Origin of the sequence: Limimaricola sp., assembly GCF_016125575.1 — a bacterium.
Classification (GTDB): domain Bacteria; phylum Pseudomonadota; class Alphaproteobacteria; order Rhodobacterales; family Rhodobacteraceae; genus WGLM01.
This window is the reverse complement of sequence record NZ_WGLM01000005.1, coordinates 481,834-498,538: the sequence shown is the minus strand read 5'-3', so window position 1 is coordinate 498,538 and position 16,705 is coordinate 481,834. Positions and strand designations below refer to the sequence as shown.

The window sequence follows — 16,705 nt, the reverse complement described above, 5'->3', positions numbered from 1 at the left end:
ATGGGGGCGGCCTTCTTCTATCACCTGACCGAGGCCAGCGCGGCGCAGACACTGGCGATGCTGTTGCCCAAGGCGCTGGCGGCCGGCTGGCGGGTCGAGGTGCGGGGGACCGACCCCGCACGGATCGAGGCCCTCGATATCGCGCTTTGGCAGGGGCCGGACGAGGGGTTCCTGCCGCATGGCCTTGCCGGCGGCCCGCATGACGCGGCGCAGCCGGTGCTGCTCTGCGCCGGGCAGCCCGCCGCGAACGATCCCACCTGCCTGATGGCCGTTGATGGCGCCGAGGTGGACCCGGCAGAGGCCGCCCGGGCCGAGCGCGTCTGCATCCTTTTCGACGGACAGGACGAAGGCGCCGTCGCCGCCGCGCGGGGCCAGTGGAAGCAGTTGACCGATGCCGGTCTGCCCGCGCAATACTGGGCGCAGGAAGGCGGACGCTGGGCGATGAAGGCGCAAAAGGGTGACGCGAATGGCTGAGGTGCGCACCGGCGGTTGCCAGTGCGGCGCGGTGCGGTTCCGCGCCACTGCGCTGGTCGACAATGCCCATGTCTGCCACTGTCGGATGTGCCAGAAGGCGGTGGGCGGTTTCTTTGCCGCGCTGGTGGGCGTGCCCAAGACCGACCTGACATGGACGCGCGGCGCGCCCGCTGTGTTTGAAAGTTCGGACGGGTACGAGCGTGGCTTCTGCGCCGCCTGCGGCACGCCGCTTTTCTATCACGACAAGGCCGGCGCGCATGTCTCGCTTTGTATCGCGGCCTTTGACCGGCCGGCGACCATTCCGCTGACCTTCGAGGCCGGGCTGGAGGCGCGTCTGCCGCAGATCGACCAGCTGGGCCGCATGGACAGCACCAGCACCACCGAAGGGTCGATGCCCGAGGCCGCCTGCGCGATCGCCGCCAGCAACCACCAGCACCCCGACCACGACACGGCAGATTGGCCGCGCTAGCGGGTCAGGATCAATTGGCCGTCCGAAATCTCGATCTTCGAGAAGCGGCCAAGATAACTCATTCCCAGAAGCGAGCCGTCCATCTGACCTGCGTTGACCACCGCGCGCACGTCGCGGTCGCGGATCTGGCCGATCTGGACGGTATCGAGTTTGACGGCTGCCGTCTGCACCTGCCCGTTGGCGGTGCTGGCCGAGCCGAGATAGCGCAGGCTGCCCACGTCGATACCGGCGCGGCGCGCGTCGTCTTGGGTCAGTACAACCTGGCTTGCGCCTGTATCGACGACGAAGTTGATCGGCACGCCATTGATCAGCGCGTTGACGTAGTAATGCCCGTCCGGTTGACGCGGCAGGGCGATGCGCGCGGCGTCCAGCACCTCTTGCCGGGGCATGACGCTACGCTGGATGTCGCCCCACATCCCCACGGCCGCGATTGTGCCAACGAAGATCAGGCCCCAGACCGCGGCATATTGCGCGACCCTGCCCATCTGGTGGCGATTGTTGACGAAAAACCAGCCCGCCACGGCGGCGCCGAGCAGGACGAGGTAGAGGAGGTTCGCGGTTTGGTCGCCTGTCATGCGGGTGGATATAGGACCTGTCCCGCCAGTCCGAAAGAGCGCAGCCCGTCGAGGATGAACTGTACCGCCAGCGCGGCCAGCAGCATCCCCAGAACCCGGGTGACGATGTTGATCCCGGTCTTGCCCAGCACCCGCTCCACGAAGGGGGCGGCCAGGAAGGTCAGCATCACCACGGCAAGGTTGGCGGCCATCACCAGCGCCACCGCGGCGAAATCGGTGGCGGTGCGGGCGTGGCCCGCCAGAAGGATGATCGTGGTGATCGCGCCGGGGCCGACGATCAGCGGAATCGCCAGCGGAAAAACCGACGGGTCGTCCTGATGCTCGGCAGCGCCGTCGGCGGCGTTTTCCTGCCGCCGCTGTTGACGGCGCTGGAACAGCATGTCGAGCGCGGTCAGAAACAGCAGCACGCCGCCCGCGATGCGGAAGGCGGGCATGGTGATGCCGATGAAGCCCAGCACCGCCTCGCCCAGAAAGAGGAAGGCCAGCATCAGCACGCCCGCGGTGATGCAGGCCCGCAGGCCGATGCGGTGGCGCTGCGCGGCGGGCATGCCTTGGGTCAGCGCGATATAGACCGGCGCGAGACCGGGCGGGTCGATCACGATGAAAAGCGTGGTGAAGGCGCTGATGACGGCGGCAAGGTCCATGCGCCATCTGGACTGTCCGCGCCGCGCTTGTCAAACGGCCGCCGGCGCATCCGGGGGCAGGATGAACGGGGTCAAACCATCTTGCGGGTCGGGGGCGGTCCGTCGAGGTGCCAGAACTCGACCGCGCCCGCGGGGAAGGTGGCTAGCAGCGCGTCAAGCGCTGCCTGGTCGACATGGTGGCGCAGGGCAAGCGCCGTGGCGGCGATGCAGTTGTCCGGCGTCAGGTTGTGATGCGGGCGCAGCGCTTGCGCCTCGGCCGTCAGCGCGGCACGGTCGGCAAAGGGCAGGGGCGGGGCGACTTGCCAGTCGGCCACGAAGATGGCCCTGACGACACTGGGCAGCAGCCCCGCGAAATCCAGCGCCTGTTGCACCGTCAGGCGGCGGCGGAAGCACAAAAGCACACCCTGCACCGCCGTATAGGCCGAGTTGTCGCTGACAAGCTCCATTTCCTCGCGCGCATCGGCAAGGAACGAGGCGAATTCGCGGCTGGCGTGGCGATAGGTCCATGGCATCGGCATGACGTCAGGTTAGGCGCCGGCCTGTAGCCTGCCAAGGCTCAGGCAGCCTCGGCCTTTTCCAGCTTGTCGAGTGCGGCCATCCACATCGCTTCGGCCCGTTCCAGCGCCTCCATCACCTCGGCATACTTGCGGTTCCAGGTCTCCAACTCGCCGCGCCGTGCCTCTTCATAGAGGGCGGGATCGGCCAGTTTTTTCGCCAGCCTGTCCCGCATGTCGTTGATCTTGTCGACACGTTCTTCGCATTTTCGCGCCTCGGCCCGCATCGCCAGCAGCACCTCGCGGGCGGGGCGGGCAGGTTTTGGCGCGCCGGATTTTTCGGTGGATTTGTCGGCCGGCCTATCGACCGACAGCAGCATCGCGCGGTAGGCCTGAAGGTCATCCTCGTAGGGTTTGACCCGGCCGCCCTTCACCAGCCACAGCCGGTCCGCCACCATCGACAGCAGATGCATGTCGTGGCTGACGAGGATCACCGCGCCGGTATAGGCGGTCAGCGCCTCGACCAGCGCCTCGCGGCTTTCGATGTCGAGGTGGTTGGTGGGTTCGTCGAGGATCAGCAGGTGCGGCGCGGGCAGGGTGGCCAGCAAAAGCGACAGCCGCGCCTTCTGGCCGCCCGACAGCCGCCCGACCTCGGTTTCCGCCTGCGCCGCCATCAGGCCAAAGCCCGCCAACCGCGCGCGCAGCTTCGCCTGCCCCTCTTCGGGACGTTCGCGCAGCAGGTGCTGCAGCGGGGTTTCCTCGACGCGCAACTCGTCCACCTGGTGCTGCGCGAAAAAGCCGATGCGCAGCTTCGAAGAGGCCACCAGATTGCCCCGCGCAGCATCAAGTCTGCCAGATAACAGCTTGGCAAGGGTGGATTTTCCCTCGCCGTTGCGGCCCAGCAGCGCGATCCGGTCGTCCTGATCGATGCGCAGGTTCAGATCGTGCAGCACGATGTGGTTGCCGTAGCCCACCGCGACGCCTTCGGTCGCGATGATCGGGGGTGATAGTTCCTCGGGTTCGGGGAAGGTGAAGACGGTGCGCGCGGCATCCTCGGGCACGCGGATCGTCTCCATCTTTTCCAGCATCTTGACCCGGCTTTGCGCCTGCTTGGCCTTGCTGGCCTTGGCCTTGAAGCGGTCGACGAAGGATTGCAGATGCGCGCGCCGCGCGTCCTGCTTCTTGGCCGCGTTGACCATGAGCGCCCGTTTTTCAGCACGTTGGCGGGCGAAGTTGTCGTAATTTCCGGTGTAGTAAGTCAGCTTCTTGTCTTCGAGGTGCAGGATGCCGCCGACCGACCGGTTCAGAAGCTCGCGATCGTGGCTTACGATGACCACGGTGTGCGGGTAGCGCACGAGGTAGGCTTCGAGCCAGAGCGCGCCTTCAAGATCGAGGTAGTTGGTAGGCTCGTCCAGCAGCAGCAGATCGGGTTGCGAGAACAGCACCGCCGCCAGCGCCACGCGCATCCGCCAGCCGCCCGAGAAGGCCGAGCAGGGCATGCGCATTTCCTCGTCGGTAAAGCCCAACCCCTTGAGGATGGTCGAGGCGCGCGCCTCGGCCGACCAGGCGTCGATATCGGCCAGCCGGGTCTGGATCTCGGCGATGCGGTGCGCGTCGGCGGCCTCCTGCGCCTCGGCCATCAGCGCGGCGCGCTCGGTGTCGGCGGCAAGCACGGTGTCGAGCAGGTTCACCTCGTTGCCCGGCACCTCCTGGCTGACGCCGCCGATCTTCCAGCCGCGCGGGATCGCGACATCGCCGGTATCAAGGTGCAACTCGCCCCGGATCAGCTTGAAGAGCGTTGTTTTGCCGGTGCCGTTGCGGCCGACAAGGCCCACCTTGTGCCCGGTCGGGATGACGGCCGTGGCGTGGTCGATCAACAGCCGTCCTTCGACGCTGTAAGAGATATCATTGATGCGCAGCATGGGGGGGCTTTGCCCGATCCCGCCCCCATCGTCAATGCTGGCGTCAATCGCGGCTTTTCACCGCGAGAGCGCCATGCTAGGGCACCGCCAATCCGTCAACCGGGGCCAAGACGCGCCCCTTCCAAGAAAGAGGCCCGCCATGGCGACCGAACGCACCCTGTCCATCATCAAGCCCGATGCCACCAACCGCAACCTGACCGGCAAGATCAATGCCAAGTTCGAAGATGCCGGCCTGCGCATCGTCGCGCAAAAGCGCATCCACCTGACCATGGCGCAGGCTGGTGCCTTCTATGCCGAGCACAAGGAGCGCGGGTTCTACGGTGAACTGTGCGAGTTTATGGCCTCGGCCCCGGTCGTGGTGCAGGTGCTGGAAGGCGAAAACGCCATCGCCAAGAACCGCGAAGTGATGGGCGCGACCAACCCCGCCAATGCCGACGCGGGCACCATCCGCAAGGAATTCGCCCTCTCGGTCGGCGAAAACTCGGTCCACGGCTCCGACAGCGCCGCCTCGGCCGCGCGCGAGATCTCGTTCTTCTTCTCGGGTCTCGAAATCGTCGGCTAAGCCGGTCTTTACGCCTGACTGCTGCCGCCCGCGCCATCTGGCCGCGGGCGGTTTGCTTTTCGGGGGGCGATCACCCCGATCTGGTCAAGCGCGCGCTCCAGCGCGGCGCGCCCGGAATCGAAACTGCCGGCCTTGAGCGCGTCGAAGCGGGCGCGCAACGCCTTCTTCTCCTCGCCCTTGCAATCGTTCCAGGGCCGGCCCTGCAACGCCATGTGCAACACGTAATAGCCGATGAAATGCGGCTGGGTGCCGGTTTCCATCAGCCGGGCATAGGCCGCGGCCGCGCCCATGTCGCGCAGCGTCTCGGCATCCGGAATACCCGCGCGGATCAGCGCGGCCTCGGTCGCGGGGCCAAGATTGGGGATGGTCGAGATCGCGGTCATGTGCCGAAGCCTAGCACGAGCACGAAAAAGGGCCAGTGGGCGCGGCGCCCGGGAGGAGGAGTGGCGCCGTCGCCCGCTGGCCTGCGAGGTCCGGCCGATGCGGCGAGGGAGGACGCCGCGGGGCCGGTCGTTCAGATGCTGGCGTAGTCCTTGAACACCGGTTGCGCCGGCGCGGGCTGCTGGCCCTGTTGCGGCGCCTTGACCGGCGGAGTTGATTGGGTTTGCTGCTGCGATGCCATGGGTCTGGTCCTTGGTCTTGGCCTGTGTCGATGCTGCCTGAGTGGCCTCTTTTCGGGCCTAACTTTCAATATAGCGGATGATTCCGTCCCTGCCGCGGCGCAATTATGTCGGAAACATGACGGGTTCAACGGTTCTTTGGGCCGCCCGGCCTGCGCGGCGGCTGATCTCCGCTTTTCGTGATCCGGGGACCGCCATGGCGCGCTGGTTTGGGTCCCGGTTTCTGGCCCGGCTTCTGCCCCGGAGGCGTGAAGCGACGCGACGTATCGGCGGCGTTGGGCGCAGTTTTCGGGGCGTGTTTGGTGTAAGGTTTGCCGGCTGGCTTGTCGCCGTTGTCGCGCGCAGGGCGGGCATCGCCGCGTCCATAGGCAGAGACCGCGCCGCCACGGGTCGGGTCCTGCGGCCTGCCGCTCTCTGCCCCTTTCGGCTTGCCGTGTGATTTGAAGCCCTCGGCGCGGCCCTTGCCGGCGCTGTCGGCTCCCTTGGGTTTGCCGTGGGACTTGAACCCGGCCGACTTCGGCCCGCCCCTTTTCGCGTCATCCTTGCTGAAGGAGCCGGCGCGCGGTTTGCGCGTTGTGTCGTTACGCGGGCGATTGGCCGGCGCGTCTGCCGCGTCCTTCGGGCCGTCCCATGCAGGGGTGCTTGCGGCGCGGGGCGGCTTGGCGTGGCGGGGTTTGTGCGGCGCCTCGGCGGGTTCGTCCGCCTGCGCCGGCACCACCGGCGCGGCTGCCGGCGGCAGGATGGCAGGCTCTTCCGGCGCAAGCGAGGGCGGCGGTGCGGCCTCGGCCTGCGGTGTCTTGCGATGGGGCTTGGGCGCGCGCTGCGGGCCGAGGTCGGGGGGCGTGTCCAGCGGGCTCAGCACCGCGCCGCCTTCCAGCTTCATCTCCGGGCCGAGTGCTGCGAGAAATCCGCTGGCTTGTGCCTCGGAGATTTCGACAAACGTCTCGCCCGCGCGGATGCGGATCGCGCCGATCGCGTCCTTGGATACATCGCCGGCCTTGCACAGAAGCGGCAGGAGCCAGCGCGCCTCGACCCGGTCATTCTTGCCCGCGTTCAGCCGGAACCAGCGCGACGGGCCGAATGTCGGGCGCGGCGGCGGCGGCGCGCCGGGATCGGCCAGATCCTCCGGCGCGGAATGGCGCCCGGCATGCAGCCGCAGATAGGCGGCGGCGATGACATCAGGCGAATAAAGCTCCAGCAGGCGGGCGGCAAAGCCGGTTTCGGCCTCGGTAAAATCGTCGGTCCAGACCGGATCGGTAAGCAGCCGTTCCTCGTCGCGGCGCAGCACCTCGTCGGCGGACGGGGGCGCCGCCCATTCGGCGGTCACGCGAGCGCCCTTCAGCAGCATCTCGGCCTTGCGGCGCATCTTCGGCGGCACGATCAGCGCCGACACACCCTTGCGCCCGGCCCGGCCCGTGCGGCCCGAGCGGTGCAGCAGCACCTCGGAATTCGACGGCAGGTCGGCATGGATGACCAGATCGAGGTTGGGCAGGTCGATGCCGCGCGCGGCCACGTCAGTGGCCACGCAAACCCGCGCGCGCCCGTCGCGCATCGCCTGCAGGGCATGGCTGCGCTCGGTCTGGCTAAGTTCCCCCGACAGCGCCACCACCTGAAATCCACGGTTCGACAGGCGCGTCGTCAGCCGGGTCACGGCGGCGCGGGTATTGGCAAAGACGATGGCATTGGGCGCCTCGTGAAAGCGCAGCACGTTGATCAGTGCGTTCTCGGCATCCTGCGGCGCGACGTTGAGCGCGCGATAGGCGATATCGGCATGCTGGCTGCGCTCGGCCACCGTTGAAATACGTTGCGCGTCTTTCTGATAGCTTTCGGCAAGCCGGGCGATGGCGGCAGGCACGGTGGCCGAGAACATCAGCGTGCGGCGGCTTTCAGGTGCGGCAGCAAGGATGAATTCGAGGTCTTCACGAAAGCCCAAGTCCAGCATCTCGTCGGCCTCGTCCAGCACCACCGCGCGGATGGCCGACATGTCCAGCGTGTTGCGCATGATGTGGTCGCGCAGGCGGCCCGGCGTGGCCACCACGATATGCGCGCCGCGTTCCAGCGTGCGGCGTTCGTCGCGCATGTCCATGCCGCCCACGGTCGAGGCCAGCACCGCGCCGGTCTGCGCGTAAAGCCAGGCCAGTTCGCGTTTCACCTGCATCGCCAGTTCGCGGGTCGGCGCCACGACCAGCGCCAGCGGCGCGGTGGCGGGACCGAAGACCGTGTCGTTGCCCAGCAGCGTCGGCGCGATGGCCAGACCGAACCCCACTGTTTTGCCAGAGCCGGTCTGCGCCGAGACCAGCAGGTCGGCGTCGCCCAGCGCGGGGTCGGTCACGGCCTCCTGCACGGGCGTCAGCTGGTCGTATCCGCGTTCGGCAAGGGCGGCGGCAAGGGTCGGGATCATCAGGATGGCTTTCGCGGGCGGGGTGGGGGGATCAAGCCCCGGCGCATAGGCGCTTCACCGGCGGAAGTATAGGGCGAATTGCGCGTTCAGGCCGCCGCGGCAAAGACCGGCCCAAGGCCCACGGGGCATAAATCATCCCCCTCGCGCAGGATCATGAGCGCGCTCAGCCCCAGACCCGCGGCCAGCGATCGGCCGCTTTCCGGCCCCAGCACCATAAGCGCCGTCGCCCATGCATCGGCGTCCATACAGGTCTCGGCCATCACCGTGGTCGATGCCACGCCGTTGTCCAGCGGCCCACCGCGCTGGGGGTCCATCGTATGCGCCAGCCGCTTCGGCCCGACCTGCACCCAGTGCCGGTAATCGCCCGAGGTTGCGACGGCCGCGTCCTGCAGTGTCACCGCGCCATAGGCCGCGCGGGCGGCATAGTCGGGCCGCTCGACGGCGACCGTCCAGGGCGCGCCGTCGGCATCCACGCCGCGCGCGCGCAACTCGCCGTCAAGACCCACCAGCGTGTTGCCAAAGCCCATCTCGCCCAGAATGTGATGCATCCGGTCCACGGCAAAACCCTTGGCGATGCCGGACAGGTCGAGGGCCACGGGCGCGGTCTTGCGTAACCGCGTGCCGTCCTCATGCAGTTCCAGCACCTCGTAGGCAGGTGGCGCGGGTTGGGCCAGCGCCGCCCTGATCCGGTCGGTATTTACCGCCTCTGGGCCAAAGCCCCATGCGTTGACGGTCTCACCTTGCCCGATATCGAAGGCGCCGCCCGAAATCCGGCCAACTTCCAGCCCGCGGCGGATCACCGTCATCAGGTCGGCGGGCAGGTCTACCCACTCGCCGGCCGGGGCGCGGTTGAACCGCATCAGGTCGCTGGTGTCCTTCCATGTCGACATCGCGGCATCGACGGCATCGACGGCCTTCTGCAGGGCCGGGCGGGCAGTCTCGGCGCCGGCGGCGTCCGTGATGACCACCGCGCTCCAGCGGGTGCCCATGGTGGCGCCGTCCAGCGTATGGCGGCTCGGATCAGTAGACATCTTCTGCATAACGTCCTTGTGCCTTCAGGGTTGCGGGGGCCAGCCCGACGGGGGCCAGCACATCGGCCAGCGCTTCCATCACGCCCGCCGCCATTTCCCGCCCGCCGCAGACCATGATCTGCGCGCCTTGCCCGATCAGGTCACGCAGGGCGGCGGCGTCTTCGCGAATGCGATGCTGGACATAGGTCCGCTCGCCCACCCGGGAAAACGCCGTGGTCAGCCGGGTCAGCCGTCGGTCCTGCAGCCATGTCTCAAGCTCGCGGTGATAGAGGAAGTCCGACTGCGGATCGCGCCCACCGAAATAGAGGTGCATGTCGCGCGCGGCGGTATTGGCGCGGATGAAGCCGGCCAGCGGCCCCACGCCGGTGCCGGCGGCAATCAGGATGACAGGTGTGCGGCCCCGGCGCGGCCGGAAATCGGGGTTGGCCTTGATGAAGGCGTCGATGCTGTCACCGGGTTGCAGATCGTGCAGCTGGGCCGAGCAAAGACCGCCCGGATGCTTGCTCACGCAGATCTCCAGAATGCCGTCTCGCATCGAGGAGGCCAGCGAGTAGTAGCGCGGCAGGGGGCTGCCATGCGGCACGACGCCAACCAGATCGCCGGCGGCGAAACGGGGAAAGCCGCGTCCGGTCAACCGCGCCCAGAGCGAGGAATGGGGCAGCGCAAAGCGCAGGATCGCGGTGGGCGCCTGTACTTCGGCGCCGTAATCGACCCGCTCGATCAGTTGCAGGCCCTGCGTGCGCGGCAGCACCGGCTGATGCACGAGGTCCAGCGGCTCGCCCAGGACCTGGCCAAGCGCAGTGCCCCATGCGGCGAAATCCTGGCTCGATTGCCGGTCGATCTGACGCGTCGGCATCAGGCAGCGCCAGCCCGCGCGGGCCAACGCATCCTCGACCTCTACGGCGTATTCGCAGAACTTGGGGAACTGCCGGTCGCCGAAGGCAAGGATCGCCACCGGGAAGGTTGGCGCAGCCACCTCGTTCACGCGCTTGAGAAAGCCGCGGGCCGAGGCAGGTGCGGCGCCGTCGCCATAGGTGGCGGCCATCACGATCATGCGTTCCGCCACGGGATATTGCGCGGCAAGGCTGTCCATCGCGGCGGTGTGCACCTTGTGCCCGCCAGCCACCAAAGCGTCGTGCAAGGTGCGTGCAAAGGTCCAAGTGGCCCCGCCCTCGCTGCCCACGAGGATGATCGTGTCGGCATGGGAGGCGCCGCTGTTGTGGGCAATCTTGGGCCGCGTGCTTTGCCGCCGTGCCCAAACTATGGCACCCGAGACGCCCATCACCGGCACCGTCAGCGCCATCGCGCCAAGGATCAGGCCCAGCCACCACAGGCCCGCACCGGTATGCAGCGCATAGACCCACTCATAGGCGCGCCCCGCCAGCCCGTGATCGGTGAAGTTCAGCCATTGGCCCGTGGCCTGGTCGATGCTGCCGTCGCCGGTCGCCGTCGTTACGGTGAAGACGTCCGTGGGATCGCCCTGGTAGGGGAAGGTCAGCTCGCGCAGTTGAGGGATCCTGATGTCCTGCAGTGCGGTCAGGTCGGCCACCGGCAACGGCGTGCCGCCATCGACCGTTGGAGGCGGCGGCGGATACATCGGGTTTCCGTCCGAAACGAACCCGAAGATGACTGCCGTGAGATAGAGCGATGTCGTGGCCGACAGCATCAGCCCCGCCACGGCAAAGCGGCCCAGCACGATGTGAAGCCGTTGCACGCCCGGCCCGCGCGCGCGGCCGAAAAACTGCCGCCAGCCGCCCATCCGGCGCGCCAGCATCGTCATCCCCGAAACCGTCAGCAGTAACATTGCCGCCGCGCCAAGCGCGGTCGCGATCCGGCCGTTGTCGCCCAGAAACAGGCTGCGGTGCAGCTCCGTCATCCAGCGCACGAAGGGTTGCGGAGAATAGTCGGACACCGCCTTGCCCGTTGCCGGATCAACGACCGAGGCCACCGGCGTGTTGCCGTCGTAGTAGTAGGCCACGATCTGCCCCGAGGGCATCCGCCGGATCTGGTCGATCGAGGGATAGGCGGCGGCCACGCGGCCGGCCAGTTGCGCCACGGTCTCGGTGGATGAGACCGCCGGCGTGGCCGCGCGGTTCAGCGCGGGCACGACCGAAAGCACCGCTCCGCTGAGCGCGAGGAAGGACACGAAGATCGCGGCGACAAGGCCAGCGTAGCGGTGGAGGCGGCGCAGCATCAGCGGCTCCTTACATGTTGTAGGCGAAGGCGTGGATGTAGCCGCGGCTGGTCTGCACCTGATTGGCGTTGGCCGAGGTGAACGGCATCGTGATCTCCGACGGCATTTCGCGGAAGTTCTGTGCCGCCGCGTCGATATGCAGGGTATAGCCCGCGTCGATCAGCGAATCCGCCACGTCGACGGTCACCTGCAGCAGCCCGCCCGAGCCGATGCTTGCGCCGGTGATACCCGACAGGCCCCGATAATCGCCGTTCGACAGGCGCATCCAGTCGCCAAGGTGGCGGTAGTAGCGGGGCCGCCCGCCTGCCATGTAGATCGTCTTGACGTAATTGCCTTTCGCGTCGGTCAGGTAGAAGGCGAGGTAGGCGCCGTCACCGCCGTAATTGGTCAGCCGGGCGGCGAGGGTCACAGGCCGCGCTTGCGCCATCGCGGGGATGGTCAGTGCGGTCGTCAGTGCCAGTGCGGCGATACGAGGGATCATCGTTGGTCTCCTTGGGAAAATGACAAAGGCGGCGGAACTTCAATGCGAGGGCTTCTCGTCTCCGTCGCGCCAGTTGAGGTCGAGAATGGCCAGGGTCGCGGGGTTCAGGCGCACGTCAAAGACGCGGCCCGAAGCATCCTGCCCGTGGATGATGTAGCAGCCGTCATGAGCCTTCAGGCGCAGTACCGTCCAGCCTTGCTGGGCCGCCATCGCCTGCACGGCGTCGCGTGGCTGCCAGCGGGACATCGGGATGTAGCAATCGTCATCGGCCAATGCGGGGCCGGTGCCAAGCACCAGCGCAAGCAGGGTGGGAATCAGGGGTCTTTTCAATGTGCTCTTGCTCCGTCTGGCCGGCTTGGCCACACTGATCTAGGCAGGCTGCCTGACGCGCCCCTGACGGCGGGGCGAAAAGACCTTCAGCTTGCCGTCAGGTTCGTCCCCTAGCTGGATTGAAGGGACAAACGGAAAGGACGAGGCCGCCAATGCGGGTTCTGCTGATCGAGGACGATGCCATTCTCGGCCCCGCCGTGCGCGACCAGATCGCGGCCGATGGGCATTCCGTGGACTGGGTGACGCGGCTGGACAACGCGGCAGATCACCTGCGCGCTGCCAGTTATGACCTGATCCTGCTGGACCTGATGCTGCCTGACGGGCGCGGCGTGCCGTTCCTGCGCGCGCTACGCAAGCGTGGTGATGTGACGCCTGTCATTATCATGACCGCGCTCGACCAGATATCGGACCGGATCGAAGGGCTTAACGCGGGCGCCGATGATTACATGGTAAAGCCCTTCGACCTTTCGGAATTGTCGGCGCGGCTGAACGCCGTTGCACGCCGCTATTCTGGCAACCCCAACCCGCTGATCGAGATCGGCGCGCTGGAGATCGATCTGGCGGCGCGTGGAATCTGGCGCGAGGGACGCAAGGTGCAACTGACCGCCCGCGAATGGGTGCTCTTCGAATGCTTCGTCCAGCGCCCCGGCCAGTTGATGTCCAAGGCGCAGCTTGAAGAACGGCTTTATGCCCTCTCGGACGATGTCGAAAGCAACACGATCGAGGTGCATGTCAGCCGGTTGCGCAAGAAGCTGGGCCACGACGCGATCGAGACGGTGCGGGGCATGGGCTATCGGCTGGGCCCCGCGCAGGGCGCCGCGTCGTGACGGTCCCGCGCAGCCTGCAGGGGCGGCTGTCACTGGTTTTGGGCCTCGGTCTGACGCTGCTTTGGCTGGGGGCTGTGGGGGTGTCGTCGCATTTTCTGCTGCGCGAGATGAACGAGGTTTTCGACGCCGCGATGGAGGAAACCGCCCAACGGGTGCTGCCGCTGGCCGTGCTCGACGTGATGGGGCGCGATGATGACGGCCTGACCCAAAGCGTGGCCTCGTTGCGCAACCGGGATGATTTCTTCACCTATGTCGTGCGTGACCGCACCGGGCATGTCGTGCTGCAATCGCATGGCGCAAATCCCGACGATTTTCCCCCTTATCCCGGCCCCGGTTTCGTCGATACCGCCAAGGACCGCATCTATTTCGATGGCGCCATGCATGACACGGTGACCATCGCGCTGGCCGAGCCTATGGAGCACCGGCGCGCGGCTGCGACCAAGGCGTTGCTGGCGCTGGGCCTGCCGCTGGCGCTGCTGATCCCGCTCAGCCTGCTGGGTGTGTGGCTGGCCGTGCGGGGCGCGATGGCACCGCTCAGAGGGTTCCGCGCGGCCATCGGCGCACGCGGCGCCAATGACCTGACCCCCATCGATGCAGTCGCGCTGCCCTCCGAAGTTGCCCCGATTGCCAGCGCGGTAAACCGCCTGCTGGGCCGCCTCGGCCGTACGCTGGAGGCCGAGCGGGCGTTTACGGCCAATGCCGCGCACGAGCTCAGGACCCCGGTTGCCGCGGCACTCGCCCAGACCCAGCGGCTGATCTCGGAAACCGGCGATCCTGACGCCCGCGCGCGGGGCGCGCAGATCGAGGCGGCGATGCAGCGACTGGCGCGTCTGTCGGAAAAGCTGATGCAACTGGCGCGCGCCGAGGGCGGCCGGTTGCAGGCCGTACAAAGCGCCGACCTTGGTCCGATCCTTGGCCATGTCGTGGCCGAGCTTGACGCCGGCAAGGGCCGGGTAAGGATCACCCCGCCGGACTGGCCCGTGCGATCGGACATCGACCCCGACGCCTTTGCCATTCTGGCACGCAACCTTATCGAGAACGCGTTGAAACACGGGCAGGCCGACGCGCCGGTGGAGGTTGCGCTGGAGGCAGGTGGAGGGCTTCGGGTGACCAATGGCGGGCCCGTCGTGCCCGCAGAAGACCTTGCGCGCCTGTCGCAGCCGTTCGAGCGGGGCCAGACATTGGCCGGTGGTGCCGGGCTGGGTCTGGCCATTGCCAAGACGATTGCGGCGGGTTCGGGTGGCGCGCTGCACCTTGCCTCGCCCGCGCCGGGCCGCGATGACGGCTTCGAGGCGCGCTTTATCCCCGCGCCCGCAGCCACCCCGATGGCATAAGCGACAGGCCGTTACTGGCCCTCCAGCGCCTGCGCCGCGGCAACCATCGCCTGGCCCAGCGCCAGCCCGCCATCACCGGCGGGCGCGGTGCGGTGGGTCAGCACCGACACGCCCGCCAGTTCGTCAAGGCAGGCCCGTAACAGCACCGTATTCTGAAAGCAGCCACCCGACAGCGCCACTGCGACAGCCTGTCCACGCTGCACCAGCTCGCGCGCGACGCCGCAAAAGGCCCGCGCCAGCCCGGCGTGAAACCGCGCCGCGATCATGGCGGGGTCAATGCCAGCGTCAAGATCGGCCGCCATCGCGACAAATAGCGGCGCCGGGTCTATCACGCCGTCGGTTTCGGTCATTGGATAGGGTGGGGCGGGATTGTCGGCCGCGCGTGCCAGCGCCTCCAGCCGCATTGCCGCCTCGCCCTCGTAGCCTTGCGCGCCGGTAACCAGACCGAGTGCCGCTGCCACCGCGTCGAAGAGCCGGCCGGCCGAAGATGAGAGCGGCGCGTTGATCCCGGCCGCCACGGCCTGCCGGATCAAGCCGCGCGGCACGTCGGGCAAAAGCGCATCGGCCAACCCGGCAAGCCCCGCGGCATCCAGCCGGACTAGCAGGTTGCGCCACGGTTCGCGTTGTGCCGCAGCACCTCCGGGCAGCGGCGCGGGCGCAAGGTGTGCCGTGCGGATGACACCGGCATAACTGCCCAGCAGCACCTCTCCGCCCCAGATCGTGCCGTCCTCGCCCAGTCCCAACCCGTCCAGAATTATGCCCGCGACCGGCCCGCCGTCGCGCGCCCACAGGTTGTCGGCCAGGCAGGCCGCCAGATGCGCGTGGTGGTGCTGCACGTGCACCACGGGCAGCGTCCCGGCCTGCGCGTGGCGCGTCGTGGCGAAATCGGGGTGCAGGTCGCAGGCCACGATCGACGGTGCCGTTTCCAGCAACGCCCGATAGTCGGCTTCGGCCTGCAGAAAGGCGGCCCAGCTTTCGGCTTCGTCAAGATCGCCAAGGTGATGGCCCAGCAGAGCTTGCCCGTCCTTGAGAAAGCACAAGGCCCCCTTCATCTGCCCGCCAAGGGCCATCACCTGCGGCGCGTCGGCAAACCCCTCGGGCAATGGCAACGTCGCCGGGCAACGCCCACGGGCGCGCCGCAACACCATGGGTCCGGCGGGCCCCAACCGTTCGACGCCATCATCCAGCCGCCGCAGGATGTCACGGTCATGCAGCAGCAAAGCGTCCGCAATGCCGGTCAACTGCAACCGTGCCTCGTCATTGTCGGTGACCATCGGCGCGCCTGACACGTTGCCCGAGGTCATCACCAAAGGATGCCCGGCCGCGGCAACCAGCAGATGGTGCAACGGCGTCGATGGCAGCATCCATCCCAGCGTGTCGAGACCGGGTGCCAGCCCGTCAGGCAAGGTGCCCTTGCCCTGCAACAGCAGGATCGGCGCGGCTGAATCGGTTAGCACTGCCGTTTCGTCCACCGACAGGTTCGCGTGCGCTGCGATCATGTCGAGGCTGCCCATCAAGGCAAATGGCTTTGTCGGGCGGTGCTTGCGGGCGCGCAAGGTGGCGATGGCATCGGCATTCGTCGCGTCGCAGGCCAGGTGAAAGCCGCCCAAACCCTTGACGGCCACGATCTGCCCCGCCCGCAACCGCATGGCGGCAAGGGTGACGGCATCACCCGGCACCTCTCGCCCGTCGACCTCCAACCATGCGCGGGGCCCGCAGGCCGGGCAGGCGATGGGCTGGGCGTGAAAGCGGCGATCGGCCGGATCGGCATATTCGGCACCGCAATCGGGGCACATGGCAAAGCCAGCCATGCTGGTATTGGCGCGGTCATAGGGCAGCGCGGCAAGGATCGAGAAGCGCGGCCCGCAATGGGTGCAATTGGTGAAGGCATATCCAAAGCGCCGCGCGGCCGGGTCGGCGATCTCGGCCAGACAGGCAGGGCAGGTTGCGGCATCGGGCGTCACCCGCGTGGCTGCGACGCCACCGCCGCTGGGCGCAATCACGAAGTCCTTGGGCGGCAGGGTGAACAGGTGGTCCCTGACCTCGATCGCATCGATGCGTGCCAGTGGCGGCGCGTTGTCGCGCAGGGCTGCGACGAATGTGGCATGATCCGGCCCAGCAACGCGGATCAGCACGCCGGCAGCATCATTGAGCACGTCGCCCGCCAGCCCCATCCGGCGCGCCAGTTGCCACACGAAGGGGCGAAACCCCACACCCTGCACCTGCCCGCGCACACGGATTGCCTTGCCTTCCCGATAACTGTGCGCTCGACTGCCCATGGCCGCAGGTTAACCGCGGTCGGGCGGCCTGTCTTGACGCAGATCAAGGCCGCGCGCAGGCCCGGCTG

16 protein-coding genes are annotated in these 16,705 nt (G+C 67.7%); 5 read left to right on the top strand and 11 right to left on the bottom strand.

All coding sequences use genetic code 11. The annotated features are described in order from the left end of the window. On the top strand, positions 1-474 hold the full coding sequence (locus GC146_RS13870) for a DNA polymerase III subunit chi (RefSeq protein WP_291839802.1): 474 nt from the start codon (positions 1-3) through the stop codon (positions 472-474). Next, positions 467-943, top strand: coding sequence for a GFA family protein (locus GC146_RS13865; protein WP_291839800.1), 477 nt, complete (start codon positions 467-469; stop codon positions 941-943). Before GC146_RS13870 ends, GC146_RS13865 begins: the two co-directional genes overlap by 8 nt. On the opposite strand, the gene GC146_RS13860 is transcribed toward GC146_RS13865, so the two are convergent. From GC146_RS13860 to GC146_RS13845, 4 genes are all read right to left on the bottom strand, one after another. After that, positions 940-1,518, bottom strand: a complete 579-nt coding sequence (locus GC146_RS13860) for a TIGR02281 family clan AA aspartic protease (protein WP_291839797.1) — start codon at positions 1,516-1,518, stop codon at positions 940-942. The genes GC146_RS13865 and GC146_RS13860 overlap by 4 nt on opposite strands. After that, entirely contained in the window at positions 1,515-2,162 is a 648-nt protein-coding gene (locus tag GC146_RS13855) for a MarC family protein (protein WP_291839794.1), read from the bottom strand. Before GC146_RS13855 ends, GC146_RS13860 begins: the two co-directional genes overlap by 4 nt. Positions 2,163-2,233: 71 nt before the next feature. Then, positions 2,234-2,680, bottom strand: coding sequence for a DUF2267 domain-containing protein (locus GC146_RS13850; RefSeq protein WP_291839792.1), 447 nt, complete (start codon positions 2,678-2,680; stop codon positions 2,234-2,236). A 38-nt stretch (positions 2,681-2,718) separates the two neighbouring features. After that, positions 2,719-4,578 carry an ATP-binding cassette domain-containing protein gene (locus GC146_RS13845; protein WP_291839791.1) on the bottom strand — a complete coding sequence of 620 codons (1,860 nt, stop codon included), beginning with the start codon at positions 4,576-4,578 and terminating at the stop codon, positions 2,719-2,721. 139 nt (positions 4,579-4,717) lie between these two features. Between GC146_RS13845 and ndk the strand changes: the two genes are divergently transcribed. Beyond that, positions 4,718-5,140: a nucleoside-diphosphate kinase gene (ndk, locus tag GC146_RS13840; RefSeq protein ID WP_291839790.1), complete on the top strand. Its 423-nt coding sequence runs from the start codon at positions 4,718-4,720 to the stop codon at positions 5,138-5,140. A gap of 8 nt (positions 5,141-5,148) precedes the next feature. On the opposite strand, the gene GC146_RS13835 is transcribed toward ndk, so the two are convergent. The 6 genes from GC146_RS13835 to GC146_RS13810 form a co-directional block, all read right to left on the bottom strand. Next, a complete protein-coding gene (locus GC146_RS13835) occupies positions 5,149-5,523 on the bottom strand; it encodes a TfoX/Sxy family protein (protein WP_291839788.1) in 375 nt (124 codons plus the stop codon). A 364-nt stretch (positions 5,524-5,887) separates the two neighbouring features. Next, positions 5,888-8,161 carry a DEAD/DEAH box helicase gene (locus GC146_RS13830; protein WP_291839785.1) on the bottom strand — a complete coding sequence of 758 codons (2,274 nt, stop codon included), beginning with the start codon at positions 8,159-8,161 and terminating at the stop codon, positions 5,888-5,890. A gap of 86 nt (positions 8,162-8,247) precedes the next feature. Then, positions 8,248-9,192, bottom strand: coding sequence for an FAD:protein FMN transferase (locus tag GC146_RS13825; protein WP_363241617.1), 945 nt, complete (start codon positions 9,190-9,192; stop codon positions 8,248-8,250). Beyond that, a complete protein-coding gene (locus GC146_RS13820) occupies positions 9,182-11,386 on the bottom strand; it encodes a PepSY domain-containing protein (protein WP_291839779.1) in 2,205 nt (734 codons plus the stop codon). The genes GC146_RS13825 and GC146_RS13820 overlap by 11 nt, the downstream gene beginning before the upstream one ends. Positions 11,387-11,396: 10 nt before the next feature. Next, a complete protein-coding gene (locus GC146_RS13815; protein ID WP_291839776.1) occupies positions 11,397-11,867 on the bottom strand; it encodes a DUF2271 domain-containing protein in 471 nt (156 codons plus the stop codon). A gap of 39 nt (positions 11,868-11,906) precedes the next feature. Further along, entirely contained in the window at positions 11,907-12,197 is a 291-nt protein-coding gene (locus GC146_RS13810) for a PepSY domain-containing protein (RefSeq protein WP_291839773.1), read from the bottom strand. A gap of 152 nt (positions 12,198-12,349) precedes the next feature. Here GC146_RS13810 and GC146_RS13805 point away from each other — a divergent pair, with 152 nt between their 5' ends. Next, positions 12,350-13,024 carry a response regulator transcription factor gene (locus GC146_RS13805; RefSeq protein WP_291839770.1) on the top strand — a complete coding sequence of 225 codons (675 nt, stop codon included), beginning with the start codon at positions 12,350-12,352 and terminating at the stop codon, positions 13,022-13,024. Further along, on the top strand, positions 13,021-14,358 hold the full coding sequence (locus tag GC146_RS13800) for an ATP-binding protein (protein ID WP_291839768.1): 1,338 nt from the start codon (positions 13,021-13,023) through the stop codon (positions 14,356-14,358). The genes GC146_RS13805 and GC146_RS13800 overlap by 4 nt, the downstream gene beginning before the upstream one ends. An 11-nt stretch (positions 14,359-14,369) precedes the next feature. Here the strand turns inward: GC146_RS13800 and hypF are convergent, their stop codons facing one another. Further along, complete coding sequence (hypF, locus tag GC146_RS13795) at positions 14,370-16,637, bottom strand: carbamoyltransferase HypF (protein ID WP_291839765.1); 2,268 nt, start codon at positions 16,635-16,637, stop codon at positions 14,370-14,372. Positions 16,638-16,705: the final 68 nt, after the last annotated feature.

Coding starts and splice junctions, on each gene's coding strand:
- hypF (WP_291839765.1), bottom strand. CDS start 16,637: ATGGGCAGTCGAGCGCACAGTTATCGGGAAGGCAAGGCAATCCGTGTG.
- GC146_RS13855 (WP_291839794.1), bottom strand. CDS start 2,162: ATGGACCTTGCCGCCGTCATCAGCGCCTTCACCACGCTTTTCATCGTG.
- GC146_RS13830 (WP_291839785.1), bottom strand. CDS start 8,161: ATGATCCCGACCCTTGCCGCCGCCCTTGCCGAACGCGGATACGACCAG.
- GC146_RS13850 (WP_291839792.1), bottom strand. CDS start 2,680: ATGCCGATGCCATGGACCTATCGCCACGCCAGCCGCGAATTCGCCTCG.
- GC146_RS13870 (WP_291839802.1), top strand. CDS start 1: ATGGGGGCGGCCTTCTTCTATCACCTGACCGAGGCCAGCGCGGCGCAG.
- GC146_RS13820 (WP_291839779.1), bottom strand. CDS start 11,386: ATGCTGCGCCGCCTCCACCGCTACGCTGGCCTTGTCGCCGCGATCTTC.
- GC146_RS13845 (WP_291839791.1), bottom strand. CDS start 4,578: ATGCTGCGCATCAATGATATCTCTTACAGCGTCGAAGGACGGCTGTTG.
- GC146_RS13865 (WP_291839800.1), top strand. CDS start 467: ATGGCTGAGGTGCGCACCGGCGGTTGCCAGTGCGGCGCGGTGCGGTTC.
- GC146_RS13815 (WP_291839776.1), bottom strand. CDS start 11,867: ATGATCCCTCGTATCGCCGCACTGGCACTGACGACCGCACTGACCATC.
- GC146_RS13825 (WP_363241617.1), bottom strand. CDS start 9,192: ATGTCTACTGATCCGAGCCGCCATACGCTGGACGGCGCCACCATGGGC.
- GC146_RS13805 (WP_291839770.1), top strand. CDS start 12,350: ATGCGGGTTCTGCTGATCGAGGACGATGCCATTCTCGGCCCCGCCGTG.
- GC146_RS13860 (WP_291839797.1), bottom strand. CDS start 1,518: ATGACAGGCGACCAAACCGCGAACCTCCTCTACCTCGTCCTGCTCGGC.
- GC146_RS13835 (WP_291839788.1), bottom strand. CDS start 5,523: ATGACCGCGATCTCGACCATCCCCAATCTTGGCCCCGCGACCGAGGCC.
- ndk (WP_291839790.1), top strand. CDS start 4,718: ATGGCGACCGAACGCACCCTGTCCATCATCAAGCCCGATGCCACCAAC.